At 32.7% G+C, this 19,607-nt stretch carries 17 protein-coding genes and 1 tRNA gene; 8 read left to right on the top strand and 10 right to left on the bottom strand.

Features of this window, described 5'->3' with window-relative positions; genetic code table 11:
• Window positions 1-86: 86 nt before the first annotated feature.
• The 6 genes from RF683_RS02020 to xrtF form a co-directional block, all read right to left on the bottom strand.
• On the bottom strand, window positions 87-2,315 hold the full coding sequence (locus RF683_RS02020) for a TonB-dependent receptor (RefSeq protein ID WP_309532559.1): 2,229 nt from the start codon (window positions 2,313-2,315) through the stop codon (window positions 87-89).
• 63 nt (window positions 2,316-2,378) lie between these two features.
• The gene (locus RF683_RS02015; protein ID WP_309532558.1) at window positions 2,379-2,798 is read right to left on the bottom strand and encodes an HYC_CC_PP family protein; all 420 of its coding nucleotides are present in this window, start codon (window positions 2,796-2,798) and stop codon (window positions 2,379-2,381) included.
• Window positions 2,799-2,838: 40 nt separating this feature from the next.
• A complete protein-coding gene (locus tag RF683_RS02010) occupies window positions 2,839-4,194 on the bottom strand; it encodes an MBL fold metallo-hydrolase (protein ID WP_309532557.1) in 1,356 nt (451 codons plus the stop codon).
• Window positions 4,195-4,204: 10 nt separating this feature from the next.
• On the bottom strand, window positions 4,205-5,023 hold the full coding sequence (locus tag RF683_RS02005) for a restriction endonuclease (protein WP_309532556.1): 819 nt from the start codon (window positions 5,021-5,023) through the stop codon (window positions 4,205-4,207).
• 30 nt (window positions 5,024-5,053) lie between these two features.
• Window positions 5,054-5,497, bottom strand: coding sequence for an exosortase F system-associated membrane protein (locus RF683_RS10265; protein ID WP_408733688.1), 444 nt, complete (start codon window positions 5,495-5,497; stop codon window positions 5,054-5,056).
• Window positions 5,484-6,044: an exosortase family protein XrtF gene (xrtF, locus tag RF683_RS02000; protein ID WP_309532555.1), complete on the bottom strand. Its 561-nt coding sequence runs from the start codon at window positions 6,042-6,044 to the stop codon at window positions 5,484-5,486. The genes RF683_RS10265 and xrtF overlap by 14 nt, the downstream gene beginning before the upstream one ends.
• 72 nt (window positions 6,045-6,116) lie before the next feature.
• Between xrtF and RF683_RS01995 the strand changes: the two genes are divergently transcribed.
• From RF683_RS01995 to rpe, 8 genes are all read left to right on the top strand, one after another.
• Window positions 6,117-6,569 (top strand): GAF domain-containing protein, encoded by a 453-nt coding sequence (locus RF683_RS01995; protein ID WP_309532554.1) that lies wholly within the window; start codon window positions 6,117-6,119, stop codon window positions 6,567-6,569.
• Window positions 6,570-6,734: 165 nt separating this feature from the next.
• Complete coding sequence (locus RF683_RS01990; RefSeq protein WP_309532553.1) at window positions 6,735-8,123, top strand: cryptochrome/deoxyribodipyrimidine photo-lyase family protein; 1,389 nt, start codon at window positions 6,735-6,737, stop codon at window positions 8,121-8,123.
• Window positions 8,124-8,152: 29 nt separating this feature from the next.
• Entirely contained in the window at window positions 8,153-9,688 is a 1,536-nt protein-coding gene (locus RF683_RS01985) for a cryptochrome/photolyase family protein (RefSeq protein ID WP_309532552.1), read from the top strand.
• Window positions 9,685-10,977 carry a DASH family cryptochrome gene (locus tag RF683_RS01980; RefSeq protein ID WP_309532551.1) on the top strand — a complete coding sequence of 431 codons (1,293 nt, stop codon included), beginning with the start codon at window positions 9,685-9,687 and terminating at the stop codon, window positions 10,975-10,977. The genes RF683_RS01985 and RF683_RS01980 overlap by 4 nt, the downstream gene beginning before the upstream one ends.
• Before the next feature lie 98 nt (window positions 10,978-11,075).
• Window positions 11,076-11,345 carry a 30S ribosomal protein S15 gene (rpsO, locus tag RF683_RS01975; RefSeq protein ID WP_309532550.1) on the top strand — a complete coding sequence of 90 codons (270 nt, stop codon included), beginning with the start codon at window positions 11,076-11,078 and terminating at the stop codon, window positions 11,343-11,345.
• Window positions 11,346-11,479: 134 nt separating this feature from the next.
• Window positions 11,480-13,630: a polyribonucleotide nucleotidyltransferase gene (locus RF683_RS01970; RefSeq protein WP_309532549.1), complete on the top strand. Its 2,151-nt coding sequence runs from the start codon at window positions 11,480-11,482 to the stop codon at window positions 13,628-13,630.
• Window positions 13,631-13,770: 140 nt separating this feature from the next.
• A complete protein-coding gene (locus RF683_RS01965; protein ID WP_091466213.1) occupies window positions 13,771-14,634 on the top strand; it encodes a sigma-70 family RNA polymerase sigma factor in 864 nt (287 codons plus the stop codon).
• A gap of 136 nt (window positions 14,635-14,770) precedes the next feature.
• The gene (gene rpe, locus RF683_RS01960) at window positions 14,771-15,430 is read left to right on the top strand and encodes a ribulose-phosphate 3-epimerase (protein ID WP_309532548.1); all 660 of its coding nucleotides are present in this window, start codon (window positions 14,771-14,773) and stop codon (window positions 15,428-15,430) included.
• Window positions 15,431-15,514: 84 nt separating this feature from the next.
• Here rpe and RF683_RS01955 read toward each other — a convergent pair.
• From RF683_RS01955 to ftsA, 4 genes are all read right to left on the bottom strand, one after another.
• Window positions 15,515-15,588: transfer RNA gene (locus RF683_RS01955), tRNA-Arg, on the bottom strand.
• A 17-nt stretch (window positions 15,589-15,605) separates the two neighbouring features.
• The gene (locus tag RF683_RS01950; protein WP_309532547.1) at window positions 15,606-16,055 is read right to left on the bottom strand and encodes a GatB/YqeY domain-containing protein; all 450 of its coding nucleotides are present in this window, start codon (window positions 16,053-16,055) and stop codon (window positions 15,606-15,608) included.
• A 168-nt stretch (window positions 16,056-16,223) separates the two neighbouring features.
• Window positions 16,224-18,209 (bottom strand): cell division protein FtsZ, encoded by a 1,986-nt coding sequence (ftsZ, locus tag RF683_RS01945; RefSeq protein WP_309532546.1) that lies wholly within the window; start codon window positions 18,207-18,209, stop codon window positions 16,224-16,226.
• Window positions 18,210-18,238: 29 nt separating this feature from the next.
• Window positions 18,239-19,603, bottom strand: a complete 1,365-nt coding sequence (gene ftsA / locus RF683_RS01940; RefSeq protein WP_309532545.1) for a cell division protein FtsA — start codon at window positions 19,601-19,603, stop codon at window positions 18,239-18,241.
• Window positions 19,604-19,607 lie beyond the last annotated feature (4 nt).

Below are 19,607 nucleotides of genomic sequence, written 5' to 3'. Positions count from 1 at the left end.
CCAGTTCAAATTCGTTTCGGTTCGCCTATCTTCATTGGTAATTGTTTATGGCGATTTCATAATTATAAATTTTACTTTTTACTTTTTTATTTAATCTTAAATCTCACTCCGGCATAAAACATTCTTCCAAATACTGGCCCATATACCATAGTACTATCAAAATAAGGCCCAAACGGATTATCATTACCCAAAATAGCATTTGACTGTCTAAAATTAGTTAAATTTTCTCCTCCAACATACATTTCAAACACACTCGAAAACGTTCTGGTGATTTGTGTATTAATTAAATTATACGATTTTGTATAGGTATTTAATTGGTAAACACTTGGATTAGAAGCCGTATTTGGTAAACGCTGTACTCCAATCCAATTGAAGGTAGCATCAAATTTCCACTGTTGTCCCTTTTCTTTTATATGTGTTTCAAAGGCAATATTTGCAAAAAAACGATGTTTAGCCTGTAACGGTTTTTCCAACAATCCTGTTTGATAATCTGTCTTTACATTTAAATATTTATAAGCCGTACGAATATCTAAATGTGTAATGATGTTAAAATTCCATTCTAACTGAAAAGATTCGGCAAAACTTTGCCCTTTTAAATTAGAAAAACGCACTTGCTGAGGGTTTTCTAAATCGATTACTACTTGATTTGTAAAATCGGTTTTATAATAATCTAGTACCAATTCATTTTGTTTTCCAAAAAGCATAAATTTTTGTACTAGACTTGCACCATAGTTCCAAGCAATTTCTGGATTCAATCCATATAATTTTCCACCTTCATCTTGAATAATAAATGACCTTGAACTCGCAAATAAATTACTGTTCTCTGCAAAAATATTGGCTGCACGTTTTCCTCTTCCTGCAGAAACCCTTAAGGTCGTTTTTTCAAAAGGAGTATATTTAATATGTGCTCTTGGTGTAAAAAATGTGCCTAATCGATTGTGATTGTCAACTCTTCCTCCAAGTACAAAGCTTAAATTATTTAAATTATCATACGTATATTCAAAATATACTCCAACAGAGGTATCGATTCTATCATATTTTTTAGAAAAATTAACAACAACTGTTTCTTTAAATTGGTCAAAGGCAAAATTAATTCCTGTAATAAATTTATGCTTTGTATTGTTAATAATAGAATTAAATAATAAATTAGCATAATAACTCTTATGGGCTATATTATGCTGATTTAAACCAAATTTGCTTGTTTGTTTATTGTATTGAAAAGCTTGTTGGAGACCAATGCTTTGAAAAGGCATATCGGGAAAAACATAACCCGTTTTATTTGAAAGTTCTATTTTATCAGTGACAACATCACTGCCCCATAACGATGTATTTGAAGTAGTATAACCTATTTGACCTCCTATTTTTTCGTCTTTAAAATACTTAACATTTAAAAAGCTTACTACTCCTTTTTCTGCATTGTTATATTGCCAACGGTTAATAAAATTAATTTGTTTGCCCAAAGGATTATCCATAAAGCCGTCTTTATTCATATCATTCACTTGGTTTCTTGTGTTACCATGAAGTAAAAAAGAACTACTTAACTTATCGGAATAATGCGAAGTAAAATGCGTATTGACTTCATACCTGCCATCATTTGACGCATATACATTAGTAAAAAATGGAGGTTCTTTTATTGGTTTTACCAATTCGTAATTGATTTGCCCTGAAATACTTTCAAAACCATTCGTTACACTTCCAGCTCCTTTAGTAATTTGGATGCTTTCTACCCAAGTACCGGGAATAAAAGATAAACCATTTGCTTGAAGCGCGCCTCTAATAGCAGGAATATTCTCTTCAGACATCAAAATATAAGGGCTAGTTAAACCTAGCATTTTAATTTGTTTATTACCTGTTACAGCATCTGAAAAGTTTACATCAATGGAAGGATTCGTTTCAAAACTTTCCGACAAATTACAACATGCTGCTTTTTGCAATTCTTTTTGTGATAAATTAATGGTATTTGAAATTGCTTTTTGGCTGTGATTCAAACTTTTTTGTTGCGATTTCACCACAACTGTTTCTATCTGTTGCTCAGATTGCACTCTCTCCAATTGGAGTTCAAAATCTACTGCCGTTGACTGATCTATAGTTGTTTTTTTATACCCTGCAGCTTCAATAGTTAAATGCAGATTTCTTCCTTGAATAAGTGAAAAATGACCATTTTGATCAGAAGTAATAGTATTACCTTGTTCCAAAATATAAATTTTTGCGTTTGAAATGGGCTGTTTATTTTTATCGACCAATTTTCCAATCACACTTGATTGAGCAAAGGAATATATAGGTAACAATACCCATAAAATTATTCTTAAATACATACTTAATTTTTAATGTTAAACAAAGTTCTAGAAGGATAAAAAATCCTAGAATAACATTAAAATTTAAGCGTAAAAAACAAATTGAGAATAGAGTTTGTAAAAAGGAGGAGAATGAGAATCAAAAGTATAATGTACATTCTCCTGTATTCTTATCGGTAATGTTTGCTGTGGGTTTGAGTGAATTTTAGTTGAAATAGAAACTACTGCTTCAAAAACTATTTTTAATTGATTTGCTAACGAATAATCAACCTTTTTCTCAACTTTAATTTCTTGATTAGAACAACAACCGTCAGGGTCATTTTCGTCTTTTGTGGGACTACAGCAAGAATTTTCATCAGCAGAAGTGGCTAATGATGCATCTTGATAGTTTATAGAAACATAAGCGATTTCGTCATGACAAGAATGAAACACCAAGCTGGCGCTACTATTTACTATTAAAATAAATAGCGCTAAAAGTATGCTTATATGTTTTTTGATTATCATGGAACAAAGATAAAAAATAAATCTTTAATGAATATTAATTTTAAACATCAATTACTTGACCTAATGTTGGTATTTGGCACACATATCCATAGGTATCTATAATTTTAAGTCTTAATCCGTCAAGAGCTATATTCTCACCATGAATTAAAAACACTTTTTTAGGAGCGGCATCAAGTTCTGAAAGCCATTGAATCAAATTTTCTTGATCTCCATGGGCTGACAACCCTTCTATTGAACTAATATTTGCTAAAACAGGAAAATATTTTCCGTGAAATTTCAATTCTTTTTCTCCTTCTAGCAGTCTTCTTCCTCGCGTACCTTCGGCCTGATATCCTACTAAAACAACTGTGTTTTCTGACTCTGATATATAGCGCTCTAAATAAGCTAAAACTCGCCCCCCAGTTATCATACCACTTGCGGCAATAATTACTTTTGGTTGTTTATCATATATAGCCTTAATAGTGTCTTCAAAATTTGAAATCATAGTAAACATATCACACATTTCATCAATATCTGATGGTGTGAGTTTATGCCATTTTGTATTATTTTTAAATACATCTAAAACACTAATACCCATTGGAGTATCAATAACATACTTAATATCAGGTATTTTATTTTGTTTTTTAAGTTGCCAAAGTAAGTACATTATCGTTTGAACACGTTCCACTGCAAAACTTGGAATTACTACATTTCCTTTTTTAGCATAAGTATTTATTAGTATCGTTTCTAATTGAAATAAAACATCATCTTTTGGATGAATTCTATTGCCATATGTACTCTCTAAAAAAATATAATCTGCATGTTTAGGTTTTTCAGGTGGAAACATTAACACATCATTATCTTGACCAATATCGCCAGAAAAAACAATTGTCTTTCCTTCTACATACAATTCTAACGAACAAGCGCCAATAATATGTCCTGCATAAAAAAGCCGAAACCATGAGTTAGTAGTTAGTTTTATTTCTGTGTGAGGCAGAACTACTTTAAACAAAGGAATTACTTTTTCTACATCTTCTGTAGTGTAAAGAGGCAAAGCTGGATTGTGCTTTGAATAACTATATTTATTGGCCATTTCAGCCTCTTCTTCTTGTATCTTAGCACTATCTTGAAGAATTAATTGTATAATTTCTTTTGTAGGGTGCGAACAGAATATTTTCCCAGAAAAACCATCGTTAACTAATTTTGGCAACCATCCACAATGATCCAAATGACCATGTGTTACTATTACATAGTCTATAGTTGCTGGCGCTACTTCTAATGACCCTCTATTTAATTCTCTTAATGCTTTTAATCCTTGAAACATGCCGCAATCAACTAATACTGTTAAACCATTAGTTTGAATAACAATTTTTGATCCAGTTACTGTCCCTGCAGCTCCTAAAAAATGTATTTTCATTATCTTTTCTTTAAAGTTGATTTGCCTCTGCTAATATTCTTCTTATTCTATTTTTACTTAATTCCAATTTTTCTAACCAACTACTATCATCGATTAAATCTTGAATTGTAATAATATTTACTGCTAGTAATTTATCTTTTTCTACTTGTGTTAATGTTGTTAAACAAGTTATTGGGTAAACTTTTAATCGATCAATAATATCCCGTAATGCATCTTTTAAAGGATAATCCCAACTGAGCATTTCTATTCCTGAACATTTTCCAAACTGTAAAGCATCTTCAGTAAATTTATTATTTGTAACAATTAAACATGCATCAATAGCTCGTGAAGATTTGAATAATTGAAACTTTTTATCTTTTAAATCATTAAAACGAGACAAAATGTACATGGGAATTTTGACATCTGATTTTGCATCATTACTTGAATGAAACTTACACTCTATCATTGTTACTTTTTGATTTTTAAGGAGTAGCACATCTATTTCATGTGAAACACATTTTCCGTGAAGAATTATATTAATCTCCGTTTGGTAACCCAACATCTGAAAAACCTTTGCAATATACTTTTCAAAATAAAACCCAGCAGGTCCTAACGCTAATAAGCCTGTTCTTAAATTATAACGAGCTGCGTGTACATTTGAAAAATTTTTTAAACTCTGAAAGGCTAATTTATAAATTTTTTTAGACGGAATACCATCATATAATTGTGGCTCGATTTTATTTAGTATTTCTGAAATCATTTCAACCGTAGCACCTGATTTTTTCAATGAACTAATTAACTTATCTTGTTCATAATCTACTAACTCTCCAGAAAATTTTGTAACTCTCATAGCCAAAACATTTCTATAAAGTTACAACATTTATTTCAATATTTTTTGATAATAAAATGCAGGTACAAACAAAAACAAAAACAAAGGCTGAATTAAAAATCTCCTAGTATAAAATAAAAGCAAATAATTTGGATTAGAATCATTGTGCAACATAAGAAAAAAAAGAGACGTAAATACTATAAAAAATACCCCTAATAGTAAAGAAGTAAATTTTATAATGGAGGCTGATTTAAAAAGAAGATGTAAAATCCAAATAGTAAAAAAACTATTTAATGCGTACCTTAACAATAAACTCATTATAAGTTTAAAAGTATCATAATCAGGAATTCTTTGATTGTGAAAATTAGCTTTAAAAAAAGAAATAAATGGATCATAAAATAGTTCATTTTGAAATATTCTAATACAAATTAGTACTAGTAAAGCAAAAATTAATTGAACAAGTCTTCGGATTGAATTAGTTCTATTCTGTTTCATTCACTTTAGTTTTTGCATTGTAGAACTTAAATACCCAAAAAATCCATAAAACAAAAACAACACCATAGATAACTAATGGGAAAACGACGTCATGTAAAAGTTCTTTTGATTTAGGATAATAAAACAACCCTAGTGTTAATAAAACTATTCTAAAAATATTTAATCCATAAATGAGCAATACCCCTACAAAAATGAATGCTATTGTTTTTTTCCAAGTAGATGAAAAAGCAACAATAAAAGATGTAAATAAAATTATTACACTGAAAGCATTGCATCCCTCTACTATTCGTGCCACATAATTTTGATGAAATAAGACTTTGTAAGCAGGTTGACTAGGATGCTTTTGAATTACAGCTTCTTGATTAAAAAACACTAACAAATCATATGTACGTTTTGCCACATCAGTTGTAATAGCATCTACTTCATTAGTCTGAGTGTTATATTGTCCTAAAAAAAAACTATATACCCCTGTCATGCTTAAATAAAATACTAAAAATTTTACTAAAAAGAGCAAAAAGGAACGGTGTTCATTTACTAATTGTTTCAAAGCGTTAATTTTTAACAAAAATATAATTTTTCGAGACGAATAAACACATAATTTTGCAATAAAAATTTAATTATGGTATTCGAAGCATTAAAACCAAAAGTAATTTCTATTGTAACAAGCCCTATTGAAAGAAACGAAAAACTTCAACAAATATGTCACTTACTATCTACATCTATCGAATACTATGACTGGGTAGGGTTTTATTTTGCTAACCATGACACGAAGACCTTACACCTAGGGCCTTATGTAGGCGCACCTACTGATCATACTGTGATTCCTTTTGGTAAAGGGATTTGTGGCCAAGTAGCTGAATCTAATACAAATTTTGTAGTCCCTGATGTCTCAGCTCAAGATAATTATATTGCTTGTAGTTTTACTGTAAAATCTGAAATTGTAGTACCAATATTTGCAAACGGAATAAATATAGGTCAAATCGATATTGACAGCCATGTTCTAAACCCATTTACAGTAGAAGATGAACGATTTTTAGAATTTATTACTGCGCAAGTCGCTACACTTTTTTAAAAACAAGTACTTTTAACAAATTTTTTTTAAAACAACTCTACTTTTTTATGTAATTTTGTTTAATTATTTTTTAAATACATTAAACAATTGCGTCAAACAAAAATCAATATACTCTGGTTTAAAAGAGACCTACGTATAGTAGATAATGAGGCACTATTTCAGGGAATGAAAAGTGAATTGCCTTTACTATGCCTATATGTTTTTGAACCCTCTTTGATGCAATATGACGATTCAGATGAAAGACATTGGCGCTTTATCTATGAATCGCTACAAGATTTACAACATCAATTTAAAAATTCTAATTCAAAAATTTATATTTTTCATCGCGAAGCTATAAATGTTTTTGCTGATTTATCTTCTATATTTGAAATTGACACTGTTTTCTCCCATCAAGAAATTGGCAATAAATTAAGCTATGACAGAGACTTAAATATGAGTGCCTTTTTTTCTGAAAACAATATTAAATGGAGGGAATTTCAAACCAATGGAATCATCAGAAAATTAAAATCTAGACAAAATTGGACTGAACGATGGGAAAAAACAATGACATCTATACCAAAAATAATTGGTGAAAATGAATTAAAAACGTTCTTACTTGACGTTGATTTTTACGAACTAAATAAAGGCCTTCCCTTACCAAAATCTATTACACAAAGAAATAAAAATTTTCAACAAGGTGGAGAATATTGGGCTTGGCGCTATCTCACAGATTTCATTACAAATAGACATGTCAATTATAGCAAACACATATCAAAACCAGAATTAAGTCGAACTGGATGTAGTAGAATTTCCCCATATCTTACGTATGGCAACATTAGTATGAGAATGGTATATCAATATACACTACAACACTACGAAAATTCGGAAAATAAAAGAGCGCTTAAAAATTTTATATCAAGGTTGCATTGGCACTGTCATTTTATTCAAAAGTTTGAAGATGAATGTACAATGGAATTTGAACACATAAATAAAGCGTATGACCAATTAAATAAACCTAAAAACGACCTATTCATACAAGCGTGGCAAGAGGGAAAAACAGGTGTACCTATAGTGGATGCCTGCATGAGATGCGTGACTACAACTGGATATATTAATTTTAGAATGCGCGCTTTAGTTGTTTCGTTTTTTGTTTTTAACCTTTGGCAAGATTGGAGAGAATTACATTTTTTAGCCAGACAATTTTTAGATTATGAACCTGGCATCCACTACCCTCAAATACATATGCAAGCTGGAGTTACGGGCATCAATACAATTCGAATTTATAATCCAACCAAAAATTCTGAGGAACATGATCCCGAAGGTATATTTATTAAAAAATGGGTTCCTGAACTAAAAGACATTCCTCCTCATCTCATACACAAACCATGGGAGATGAACCTAATTGAACAACAATTTTACAATTGTATCATAGGCAAAGATTATCCTGAGCCTATTGTAGATATAGAAAAAACAAGAAAATATGCAAGTGATATCATTTGGAATTTTAAGAAGAAAAGTGATGTAAAATATGAGGCTCAGAAAGTTTTACAAAAGCATGTTTCAAATCCAAATTAAATAGTAATATAAAAAATAGCACCTCTAAAATGCATAAAATTTTACGTCTTGTTTTGGGCGACCAGTTAAATAGCAATCATTCATGGTTTCAAGAAAAAAACGATGCAACTACGTATGTGTTAATGGAAGTAAGAAGTGAAACAGACTATGTACAGCATCACATTCAAAAAATTGCAGGAATATTTGCCGCCATGCGAAATTTTGCTTCTGAACTAACCGCTAAAAATCATCACGTACTATACATCAAAATAAATGATGAAAACAATCTACATTCTTTTGAAAAAAACATCAAACAACTAATTGAACTTTACCAATTTTCATATTTTGAATATCAACTCCCCGATGAATATAGAGTAGACCAACACGTACAAGAACTTTGTAAAACAATCTCAATTCCTTCAAAAGCATGCGATACAGAGCATTTTTTTAGCGAAAGAAACGAGTTAGCCACATTTTTTAATGGCAAAAAAACCTATATCATGGAGAACTTTTATCGAATGATGCGTAAAAAACACCATGTTTTGATGGAAGGCGACAAACCTTTGACAGGAAAATGGAATTATGATCAGGATAATAGAAAAAAATTACCTAAAAATCATGTGCCTGTTCAACCGTATATTTTTAACAACGATGTTTCTGAAATTGTAACAGAAATCAAAAAAGCAGGTATTACATTTATTGGAGAAATTGATGAAAAAAAACTATTATGGCCAATAAACCGCGACCAGGCTTTACAATTACTCCATTTTTTTATTTCAGAATGTTTAGGCTATTTTGGAGATTATCAAGATGCCATGGTACCTAATTTATGGTCTATGTATCATTCTAGGCTTTCTTTTGCTTTGAATGTCAAATTAATTTCCCCATTAGAAGTTATTACTGCGGCTGTTGAAGCTTGGAACGCTAATCCAGAAAAAATTAGCTACAACCAACTTGAAGGGTTTGTGAGACAAATTCTAGGATGGAGAGAATTTATGAGAGGTGTTTACTGGGCAAAAATGCCTGAATTTGCTCATCTTAATTATTTTAAATACTCAAATAAATTACCCCATTGGTTTTGGACAGGAAAAACAAAAATGAATTGTGTTCGAGATGCGATAGAACAATCCCTTCATTATGCCTATGCACATCATATTCAGCGCTTAATGATTACTGGAAATTTTTTACTCTTAGCAGAAACAGATCCTGATGAAGTTGATCAATGGTATTTAGGTATATATATAGATGCATTTGAATGGGTTGAACTAACAAACACAAGAGGAATGAGCCAATTTGCAGATGGTGGTATTGTAGGAACAAAACCTTATGTAAGTTCGTCTTCATATATACATAAAATGAGTAGTTATTGCTCAACTTGTTTTTACAAAAAAGAAGTGAAAACAGGTGAAAAAGCATGCCCTTTTAATAGTTTATATTGGAACTTTTACAATCGAAATGAAAATTTACTTAGAACTAATCCAAGAATTGCAATGATGTATAAAGTGTGGGACAAAATGAAATCTGAAGAAAAAACAGCACTACTCAGTCAAGCAGCTTATTATTTAAAAAAAGTAAATGAACTATGATTAAAACAGCAATTGTATGGTTTAAAACCGACTTGAGAATTACAGATAATGAAACACTTGTTAAAGCTTTAGAAAAAAGTGAATGTATTATTCCTATATACTGTGTTGATGAATCACATTTCAAAGAAACTAAATATGGTTTTAAAAAAACAGGTAGCTTTAGGGCACAATTCTTACTCGAAGCACTAGAAGATTTAAAAAACAGCCTAGAAAAACTTGGAAGTACTTTAGTCATTTTAAAAGGAAAACCAGAAACAGAAATCCCTAAAATTGTAAAAGAATTTAAAGTACAAAAAGTATATGCAAAGAAAGAAATTGCATTTGAAGAGAAAAAAACAGAACAAAAAGTACAAGAAGAACTATTTAAATTAAAATGTGAATTTGAAGCTATAAGTACCAGTACATTATATCATGCGGAAGATTTGCCTTTTTCAATAAAAACGATTCCAGATGTTTTTACAGACTTTAGAAAAAAAACAGAAAAAGAATCAAAAATAAGACCTTGTATAGCACAACCAACTCAAATTAAGAGTCCAGTACTTCCTCAAACAAAAATTCCAACAATAACTGAACTTGGTTTAGAATTGACACCACTAGATTCAAGAAGTGTATTACAATTTAAAGGAGGCGAAAAAGAAGCCTTGAATAGACTTAATCATTTCTTCTATGAAACAAAAGCGTTGGGAACCTACAAAGAAACCCGAAACGGATTGGTGGGTGCAGATTATTCATCAAAATTTTCACCTTGGTTGGCTTTAGGTTGCATTTCGGCAAGAACGATATACTTTGAAGTAAAAAAATATGAAACACTTTTTGGAAGTAATTCTTCAACCTATTGGCTTATTTTTGAATTGATGTGGCGTGATTATTTTAGATTTATGTTTAAAAAACACCAAACCAAATTTTTTATTTCATCAGGAATTAAAGAAAATAAAAAAATGAATACCAATACAAATGCTACACTTATTGCAGATTGGATAAATGGAAATACCTCATCCGATTTTATCAATGCTAACATGATAGAACTCAAATTAACAGGATTTATGAGTAATAGAGGGCGTCAAAATGTAGCAAGTTATTTTTGTAATGAACTTAATTTAGACTGGAGAATAGGTACTGCCTATTTTGAACAACAACTAATTGACTATGATGTTTCAAGCAATTGGGGAAACTGGGCTTACATTGCTGGCGTAGGCAATGATCCTAGAGGTCATCGTTTTTTTAATATCGAAAAACAAGCAAACGAGTATGACAAAAAAATGGAATACCGAAACCTATGGTTAAAATAAAATCTTTATTCACTTGTATTTTTTAAAATTAATTGTAAATTTGCACCCGTATTGAGGACAACTCAATCTACATAATAATTATTTAAAAAAATATTAGCATGTATTTAACTAAAGAGAAAAAAGAAGAAATTTTTGTAACGCACGGAGGTGCTGCAACAAACACAGGTTCAACAGAAGGACAAATTGCATTGTTTACTTTCAGAATCAATCACTTAACAGAGCACTTAAAAAAGAATCGTCATGATTATAATACGGAGCGTTCGTTAGTAAAGTTGGTAGGTAAAAGAAGAAGTCATTTAGACTACTTAAAGAAAAAAGACATCAACAAATATCGTGAGATTCTGAAAACGTTAAACATCAGAAAATAAATTTAGGGGGCTTTGTGCCCCTTTTTGTTTACAAAAAAAGACAGACAAAGTTTGGTTTTTCATTGGGTTACTTACAACTACAACAACACAACAACAACACAACTAAACCCTTTGTTTAATTAAGAATTTAATTTATGATTCCTAAAGCAACCCAAGAAATTATCGATTTAGGCGATGGAAGAACCATCTCAATCGAAACAGGAAAATTAGCCAAACAAGCCGATGGTTCGGTAGTTGTTCGCTTAGGAGACTGTATGCTATTAGCAACAGCCGTTTCAGCAAGAACTTCTAACCCAGGCGTAGACTTTTTACCACTTACGGTAGATTACCGTGAAAAATTTGCCGCTGCTGGGCGTTTTCCAGGTGGTTTTTTCAAAAGAGAAGCACGTCCAAGTGACAGCGAAGTATTGACTATGCGTTTAGTAGACCGTGTATTGCGTCCACTTTTCCCAGACGATTACCACGCAGAAACTCAAGTTATGATTCAGTTAATGTCTCATGACGAAAATGTAATGCCAGATGCCTTAGCGGGATTAGCTGCATCAGCTGCCTTAGCTGTTTCTGACATTCCGTTTTACAACCTAATTTCTGAAGTACGTGTAGCGCGTATTGATGGAAAATTTGTAATCAACCCAAGCAGAGAAGAATTAGCATTATCTGACATCGATATGATGATTGGTGCTTCTAAAGATTCTGTTTGTATGGTAGAAGGTGAAATGAAAGAAATTTCAGAACACGAAATGGTGGAAGCAATTAAATTTGCCCACGAAGCTATCAAAGTTCAAATTGAAGCACAAGAACGCTTACGAACTGCTGTAGGTTCGCCAGCTTATAGAACATATGAAGGTGAAAAAGAAGATGAAGCGTATTATAAAAAAGTAAAAGCTGCAGCATACGATAAATGCTATGCTATTGCACAAGAAGCTTCAGGAAAAAGCGAAAGAACTGAAAAATTTGCTGCGGTAAAAGAAGAGGTAAAAGCATTATTTACAGAAGAAGAATTAGCAGAAAATGGAGATTTAGTTTCTAAATACTTCTACAAAACAAATAAAGAAGCCGTTCGTAACGTAATCCTTGAAAAAGGACTTCGTCTTGACGGTAGAAAAACAACTGAAATCAGACCTATTTGGTGTGAAACAGATTATTTACCATCTGTACACGGTTCGTCTATATTTACACGTGGAGAAACGCAAGCTTTAGCAACCGTAACTTTAGGAACATCTAGAGAAGCAAATCAAATTGATTCTCCATCTGAACAAGGTGAAGAAAAATTCTATTTACACTACAACTTCCCTCCTTTTTCTACAGGTGAAGCAAAACCTTTAAGAGGAACTTCAAGAAGAGAAGTAGGTCATGGAAACTTAGCACAACGTGCGTTAAAAAATATGGTACCTGCAGATTGTCCTTACACTATTCGTATCGTTTCTGAAGTTTTAGAATCTAACGGTTCTTCTTCTATGGCAACCGTATGTGCTGGAACGATGGCCTTAATGGATGCGGGTGTACAAATGGTAAAACCAGTTTCTGGTATTGCTATGGGATTGATCACTGACGGCGAGAAATTTGCTGTACTATCTGATATTTTAGGTGATGAAGATCATTTAGGAGACATGGATTTTAAAGTAACGGGAACGGCTGACGGTATAACAGCTTGTCAAATGGATATCAAAATCGAAGGATTGCGTTATGACATTATGGAACAAGCCTTAGGTCAAGCTCGTGACGGACGTTTACATATTTTAGGTAAACTTACTGAAACTATTGCTACTCCAAGAGAAGATGTTAAAAAACACGCACCAAAAATTATCACCAGAACTATACCTGGTGCATTCATTGGCGCTTTAATTGGTCCTGGTGGAAAAGTAATTCAAGAATTACAAAAAGCTACTGGTACAACTATTGTTATCAATGAAGTTGACGAACAAGGCGTTGTAGAAATCTTAGGAACAGATCCAGACGGAATTGCAGCAGTATTGGCTAAAATTGATTCAATTATCTTTAAACCAACGATAGGAGAATCTTATGAGGTAAAAGTAATCAAAATGCTTGATTTTGGTGCGGTTGTAGAATATACTGCAGCGCCTGGAAACGAAGTGTTATTACACGTATCTGAATTAGCATGGGAACGTACAGAAAACGTTACGGATGTAGTAAATATGGGAGACGTATTTATGGTAAAATACTTAGGTATCGACTCTAAAACGCGCAAAGAGAAAGTGTCTCGTAAACAATTATTACCTCGCCCACCAAGAGAAGATAAAAAAGATGACGCTCCAAAAGCATAATCTTATTTTTTTAAATAGTTTAAATCCCGATAGTGTTAAAGTTATCGGGATTTTTTATTTTTTTTCATTCTACTGTAACTTTTTTATAACTTCATACGTATAACAATTAAGAAATAACAAAAAGTAAGGAGACCCACATAATGAGACAGCTTAAAATTACTAAGCAGGTTACCAATCGTGAAACTGCATCACTAGACAAATACTTACAAGAAATAGGCAAAGTAGATTTAATTACTGCCGATGAAGAAGTTGATTTAGCACAACGTATCAAAGCTGGTGACCAACGTGCTTTAGAGAAATTAACCAAAGCTAATTTACGCTTCGTCGTATCTGTAGCAAAACAATATCAAAATCAAGGATTAACCCTTCCTGATTTAATTAACGAAGGAAACTTAGGCTTAATAAAAGCAGCTCAACGTTTTGATGAAACACGTGGTTTCAAATTTATTTCGTATGCCGTTTGGTGGATTCGTCAATCTATTTTGCAAGCTTTAGCAGAACAATCTCGTATTGTTCGTTTGCCTTTAAACAAAATTGGTTCTATCAATAAAATCAACAAAATGTATGCTTTATTAGAACAATCTAATGAGCGTCCGCCTTCTGCAGAAGAAATTGCCAAGGAATTAGACATGACCGTAAATGATGTAAAAGAATCAATGAAAAATTCTGGTCGTCATTTATCCATGGATGCACCATTAGTTGAAGGAGAAGATTCTAACCTATATGACGTATTGCGTTCGGGAGAATCTCCAAATCCAGATAGAGAGTTAATCCACGAATCCTTACAAACAGAAATAGAACGTGCGTTAGAAACCTTAACGCCAAGAGAAGCAGATGTCGTTCGTTTGTACTTTGGTTTAGGTGATCAACATCCGATGACGTTAGAAGAAATTGGTGAAACTTTTGACCTAACTCGCGAACGTGTTCGTCAAATTAAAGAAAAAGCAATCCGAAGATTAAAACATACTTCGAGAAGTAAAATCTTGAAAACATACTTGGGTTAATAAAATCCAAAGAATTTATCCCGGCATTTGTCGGGATTTTTTTTAACACTAAAATAATTTTTCCTACAAACAACTTTATTTATATTTGCACTTTAGCCTAACTAATAACCTGAAAAATTAAATTAACAACAAACCCATGAAAAACACCTTAATAGCGCCCTCTATTTTAGCAGCAGATTTTGCAAATCTCCAAAAAGAGATCAACATGGTTAATAAAAGCGAAGCAGATTTGTTTCATATTGACATTATGGATGGTGTTTTTGTGCCTAACATTTCTTTTGGAATGCCTGTTTTAGAAGCCATAAAAAAACATGCAAAAAAAAGCTTAGACGTTCATTTAATGATTGTTGATCCTGATCGCTACATTAGTAGTTTTAAAAAACTAGGTGCTGACGTTTTAACTGTTCATTATGAAGCATGTACACATTTGCATCGTACTATACAAGCTATAAAAGCCGAAGGAATGAAAGCTGGAGTTGCACTGAACCCACATACACCTGTGGCACTATTAGAAGATATTATTAAAGATATTGACTTGGTATGTATTATGAGTGTTAATCCTGGTTTTGGTGGGCAATCTTTTATAGAACACACCTATGATAAAGTAGCACAATTAAAAGAAATGATTCGCAGAAATAAAGCAAATACGCTTATTGAGATTGATGGTGGTGTAACAAATAAAAATGCCAAACAATTGGCCGAAGCGGGCGCAGATATTTTAGTGGCTGGTAGCTATGTTTTTAGTGCTAAAGATTCTATTGCCACTATCGCTGATTTAAAAGCGATTACTAAGTAATTAATATAGGTAAGATATAATAAAAAAACCACTCCATTAAGAGAGTGGTTTTTTTATGAGATGACAGCAAAACAAGAAAACTTGTGACCTCGAAGGGAGTCGAACCCCCAACCGCTGGAGCCGAAATCCAGTGCTCTATCCAATTGAGCTACGAGGCCTTAAAACTTAGATTAATTTATCCTAAAAGTTTTTTAACAATAGTGGAAATAGTTTTTCCGTCGGTTTGACCTGCTAAAACTTTTGACGCTTGTCCCATAACTTGTCCCATTGCTGCCATACCTGAAAAGCCACCATCTGAAATAATTTTAGAAACTACCGCTTCTACTTCTACCTCTGATAACTGAGCGGGTAAAAACTGTTCAATGACAGCAATTTGAGCCAATTCTGGTTCGGCCAAGTCAGTTCTACCTTGTTCTGTGAATATAGTAGCGCTATCTTTTCTTTGTTTTACTAATCGTTGGAGTATTTTTACTTCATCTTCTTCCGATAAAGTATCAGTAGCTCCCGATTCTGTTTTAGCTAATATAATAGCTGATTTTATAGCTCTTAAAGCTTCCAAAGCAACTGTGTTTTTTGCTTTCATAGCTTCTTTCATGTGCTCCATTATTTTTGATTCTAAGCTCATATTTTTAGATTTATATGTTAGTTAATTCTACCCCAGATAGTAGCGACATCTCCCAATTTATTGGGAATATAGTGAATAGCTGGAATAAGGTCCTTAAAAGGCAAAAGTAATAAAAAAACCTGAAAGATTATTTTCAGGTTTTCTAGTTCATTATATAATTTACAATGATTAATCTACATTATCGTGTAAAAATGAATTATTTGAACGCAACTGCACATCGTCATTACTATCAAGTCCTAATGACATTCTCGATTGTTGGTTTTGATTTGGCATGCTTGTTACATCTATTCCTAATCGTTTAAAAGCAGGTTCTTTTTCTAACTCATCTATACGTCCAGGATTATTAAACTTATAATTAAAGTCTTTTAATTTTCTTTTTCGTTCCTCTGCTCTTGCTTTTAGTGTTTCTTCAATAGACATTTCTAAGGGAGAATTATCTAATGCATGAGGAGCATCAAAAGCCACTTCTGTTTGTTTTACTGTAAAGTTTAATTCTGCTTCAATAGGCTCTACCACTTTATTTACTTCAGCTACGGGTTCGGCAACCATTTCAATTTCTTCTTCTAGAGAATAACGAATAATGCCGTTTTCATTCATTTCAGTAACAGGCAATACTTGAACTGGCTCTGTAACACTCATTTGGTTTACTTCATTTGAAAAATCAAAAACGACTGTATTTTCTACAGGCATTTCCACAGATTTTGTATCGAATAAATCTAATGAAAATGAAATTTCTTCTTCTTTTCCTTTAACAAATTCAGGTGCAACTACTTCAATTTCTCTTACTTGAGAACTAATAATTTCAAATTCTTGTGCGATTGGTTGAAGTGTTTGTGCAACTGGTGTTTCTATTTGAATTTGTGGAGCTACTAGTTCAAAAGTTACATCAATACTTCTTAAATAATCTGTTGTTGGTACTAACTCAGAAACTGACTCTTGAACGAATTGAGGTGTTTCTACTTCAAATTCATTTAAATCAAACACAATTCTAGATTCCGTTTCTGGAAGTACTTCCTTTGCTACAGGTGCGATTTGCTCTTCTACAATAGGTTCATTAACAGGCGTTGCAGAAAGCACTGCTTGCGGTGTTAAATTATGAACTGCCTTTTGTTCACCTTCTAGTGTGTGTATAATTTTTTTTGGTTCAGCATTTACAATTTCGATTTGTTGGTCAATGTTAAACCCCGTTGCAATTACTGTTACAGAAATAGCTTCGCCTAGTTTTTCATCTTCACCCACACCCATAATGATGTTTGCGTTGTGACCTGCTTCAGATTGAATATATTCATTGATTTCACTAATTTCATCGATAGTAATTTCGTTAGAACCAAACGTGATAAGCAACAATACATTTTTGGCACCAGCAATTTTATTATCATTTAATAAGGGTGAGTCTAACGCTTCAACAATAGCGCTTTTAGCTCTTTCAGGTCCTTCAGCAACAGAAGATCCCATAATAGCAGTACCACTATCGCTTAAAACTGTTTTAGCATCTTTTAAGTCAATATTCATTGTTAAGTGATTTGTAATCACTTCTGCGATACCTTTAGAAGCCGTAGCTAATACTTCATCAGCTTTGGAGAACCCTGCCTTGAAACCTAAGTTGCCATAAACTTCTCTTAATTTATTATTATTAATAACAATTAAAGAATCTACTTGTTTTCTTAATCTTTCAACTCCTGCTAACGCTTGTTCTGATCTAGACTTACCTTCAAACTGGAATGGAATAGTTACGATACCTACAGTTAGAATGCCTCTTTCTTTAGCCAATTGAGCAATTACCGGAGCTGCACCTGTACCTGTTCCGCCGCCCATACCAGCGGTAATAAATACCATCTTAGTATTAGCGTCTAGCATTTTTTCAATTTCTTCAATGCTTTCAAGGGCTGCCTGATGGCCTACTTCTGGTTTTGCACCTGCGCCTAATCCTTCTGTTAAGTTAACCCCTAACTGAATTTTATTTGGCACTGGACTGCTTTGTAAGGCTTGTGAGTCTGTATTACAAACTACAAAGTCAACACCTATGATACCTTGTTTAAACATGTGGTTGATAGCGTTGCTTCCGCCGCCACCTACTCCGATAACTTTAATTACGTTTGACTGATTTTTAGGTAAATCAAAAGTAATGTTTCCAAATTCGTTGTTGCTCTCCATATATTTGGCTTTTTATTCTGTAACTATTTTTATTCTGCGTTGTCTAAAAACTCTTTAATTTTTCCAAGAAGATTATTAAAATCATATCTTCTTTTTTGTGGCTCTTCTTGTTGAGGTGCCGTTTGCACTTCCTCTTCTAAAGCCGTTTCATTCTGAATAGGTTGCTCTGTAGGTTTTTGAACCACTACAGGCTCTTCTTTTTTCATTTCCACAAATGGAGTAGCACTATGCAAATTATTTCTCAAACTTTCCATAACCAAACCCACTGAGGTAGCATATAAGGGGCTAGAAAGTTCGTCATCAGAATTTCCTGCTAAATGCTCATTTGGATACCCTATTCTTGTATCCATTCCTGTAATATATTCTACTAACTGCTTTATATGGTTTAACTGCGAACCACCTCCTGTTAAAACAATTCCTGCAATTAATTTTTTCTTTGGCTCTTCGTGTCCATATTGCTTTATTTCGGCATATACTTGTTCAATAATTTCTACTACTCTTGCATGAATAATTTTTGACAAGTTTTTTAATGAAATTTCTTTTGGTTCTCTTCCTCTAAGACCTGGTATTGAAACAATTTCGTTGTCTTTATTTTCTCCTGGCCAAGCCGAACCAAAACGGGTTTTTAATAACTCCGCTTGTTTTTCGATAATTGAACAACCTTCTTTAATATCATCAGTTATTACATTTCCACCAAAAGGAATCACTGCTGTATGTCTGATAATACCGTCTTTAAAAATAGCTAAATCTGTTGTTCCACCACCTATATCAATCAATGCTACACCAGCTTCTTTTTCTTCCTGACTCAAAACAGCATCCGCCGAAGCCAATGGCTCTAGAGTTAAACCTGTTAATTCTAATCCTGCACTCTTAACGCATCTACCTAAATTTCGAATAGAAGCCGCTTGCCCTACTACGATATGAAAGCTAGATTCTACTCTGCCTCCATACATCCCCACAGGTTCTTTTATTTCTGCCTGACCATCAATTTTAAATTCTTGAGGTAAAGCATGTATAATTTCTTCTCCAGGAAGCATGGCTAAATTTTGCACTTGACTCGTTAACAAATCAATGTCATACTCACCAATCACTTCATCTGGATTTTTTCTACTAATATAATCGCTGTGTTGAATACTGCGTATATGTTGACCAGCGATACCCACCACTACATCATTAATTTTGTAACCTGAATTATTTTCTGCTTCAGCAACCGCTTGTTGAATAGATTGAATAGTCTGAGTAATATTATTAACAACTCCTCGGTGTACACCCAAACTTTTCGATTTACCTACCCCAAGAATTTCTAATTTACCATACTCATTTTTCTTGCCAATCATAGCTACAATTTTTGTTGTACCTATGTCTAATCCTACTGCAATACTTTCTTTACTCATAATG

It is taken from the genome of Flavobacterium sp. 20NA77.7 (genome assembly GCF_031326205.1).
Taxonomy (GTDB): domain Bacteria; phylum Bacteroidota; class Bacteroidia; order Flavobacteriales; family Flavobacteriaceae; genus Flavobacterium; species Flavobacterium nakdongensis.
The sequence above is the reverse complement of the archived record's forward strand: the minus strand, read 5'-3'. Positions and strand labels throughout refer to the sequence as shown.

Bases quoted from the DNA above. Each gene is read 5' to 3' on its own strand.
- RF683_RS02020 (WP_309532559.1), bottom strand. From the start codon at position 2,315: ATGTATTTAAGAATAATTTTATGGGTATTGTTACCTATATATTCCTTT.
- RF683_RS02015 (WP_309532558.1), bottom strand. From the start codon at position 2,798: ATGATAATCAAAAAACATATAAGCATACTTTTAGCGCTATTTATTTTA.
- RF683_RS02010 (WP_309532557.1), bottom strand. From the start codon at position 4,194: ATGAAAATACATTTTTTAGGAGCTGCAGGGACAGTAACTGGATCAAAA.
- RF683_RS02005 (WP_309532556.1), bottom strand. From the start codon at position 5,023: ATGAGAGTTACAAAATTTTCTGGAGAGTTAGTAGATTATGAACAAGAT.
- RF683_RS10265 (WP_408733688.1), bottom strand. From the start codon at position 5,497: ATGAAACAGAATAGAACTAATTCAATCCGAAGACTTGTTCAATTAATT.
- RF683_RS01995 (WP_309532554.1), top strand. From the start codon at position 6,117: ATGGTATTCGAAGCATTAAAACCAAAAGTAATTTCTATTGTAACAAGC.
- RF683_RS01990 (WP_309532553.1), top strand. From the start codon at position 6,735: ATGAAAAGTGAATTGCCTTTACTATGCCTATATGTTTTTGAACCCTCT.
- RF683_RS01985 (WP_309532552.1), top strand. From the start codon at position 8,153: ATGCATAAAATTTTACGTCTTGTTTTGGGCGACCAGTTAAATAGCAAT.
- RF683_RS01980 (WP_309532551.1), top strand. From the start codon at position 9,685: ATGATTAAAACAGCAATTGTATGGTTTAAAACCGACTTGAGAATTACA.
- rpsO (WP_309532550.1), top strand. From the start codon at position 11,076: ATGTATTTAACTAAAGAGAAAAAAGAAGAAATTTTTGTAACGCACGGA.
- RF683_RS01970 (WP_309532549.1), top strand. From the start codon at position 11,480: ATGATTCCTAAAGCAACCCAAGAAATTATCGATTTAGGCGATGGAAGA.
- RF683_RS01965 (WP_091466213.1), top strand. From the start codon at position 13,771: ATGAGACAGCTTAAAATTACTAAGCAGGTTACCAATCGTGAAACTGCA.
- rpe (WP_309532548.1), top strand. From the start codon at position 14,771: ATGAAAAACACCTTAATAGCGCCCTCTATTTTAGCAGCAGATTTTGCA.
- RF683_RS01950 (WP_309532547.1), bottom strand. From the start codon at position 16,055: ATGAGCTTAGAATCAAAAATAATGGAGCACATGAAAGAAGCTATGAAA.
- ftsZ (WP_309532546.1), bottom strand. From the start codon at position 18,209: ATGGAGAGCAACAACGAATTTGGAAACATTACTTTTGATTTACCTAAA.
- ftsA (WP_309532545.1), bottom strand. From the start codon at position 19,603: ATGAGTAAAGAAAGTATTGCAGTAGGATTAGACATAGGTACAACAAAA.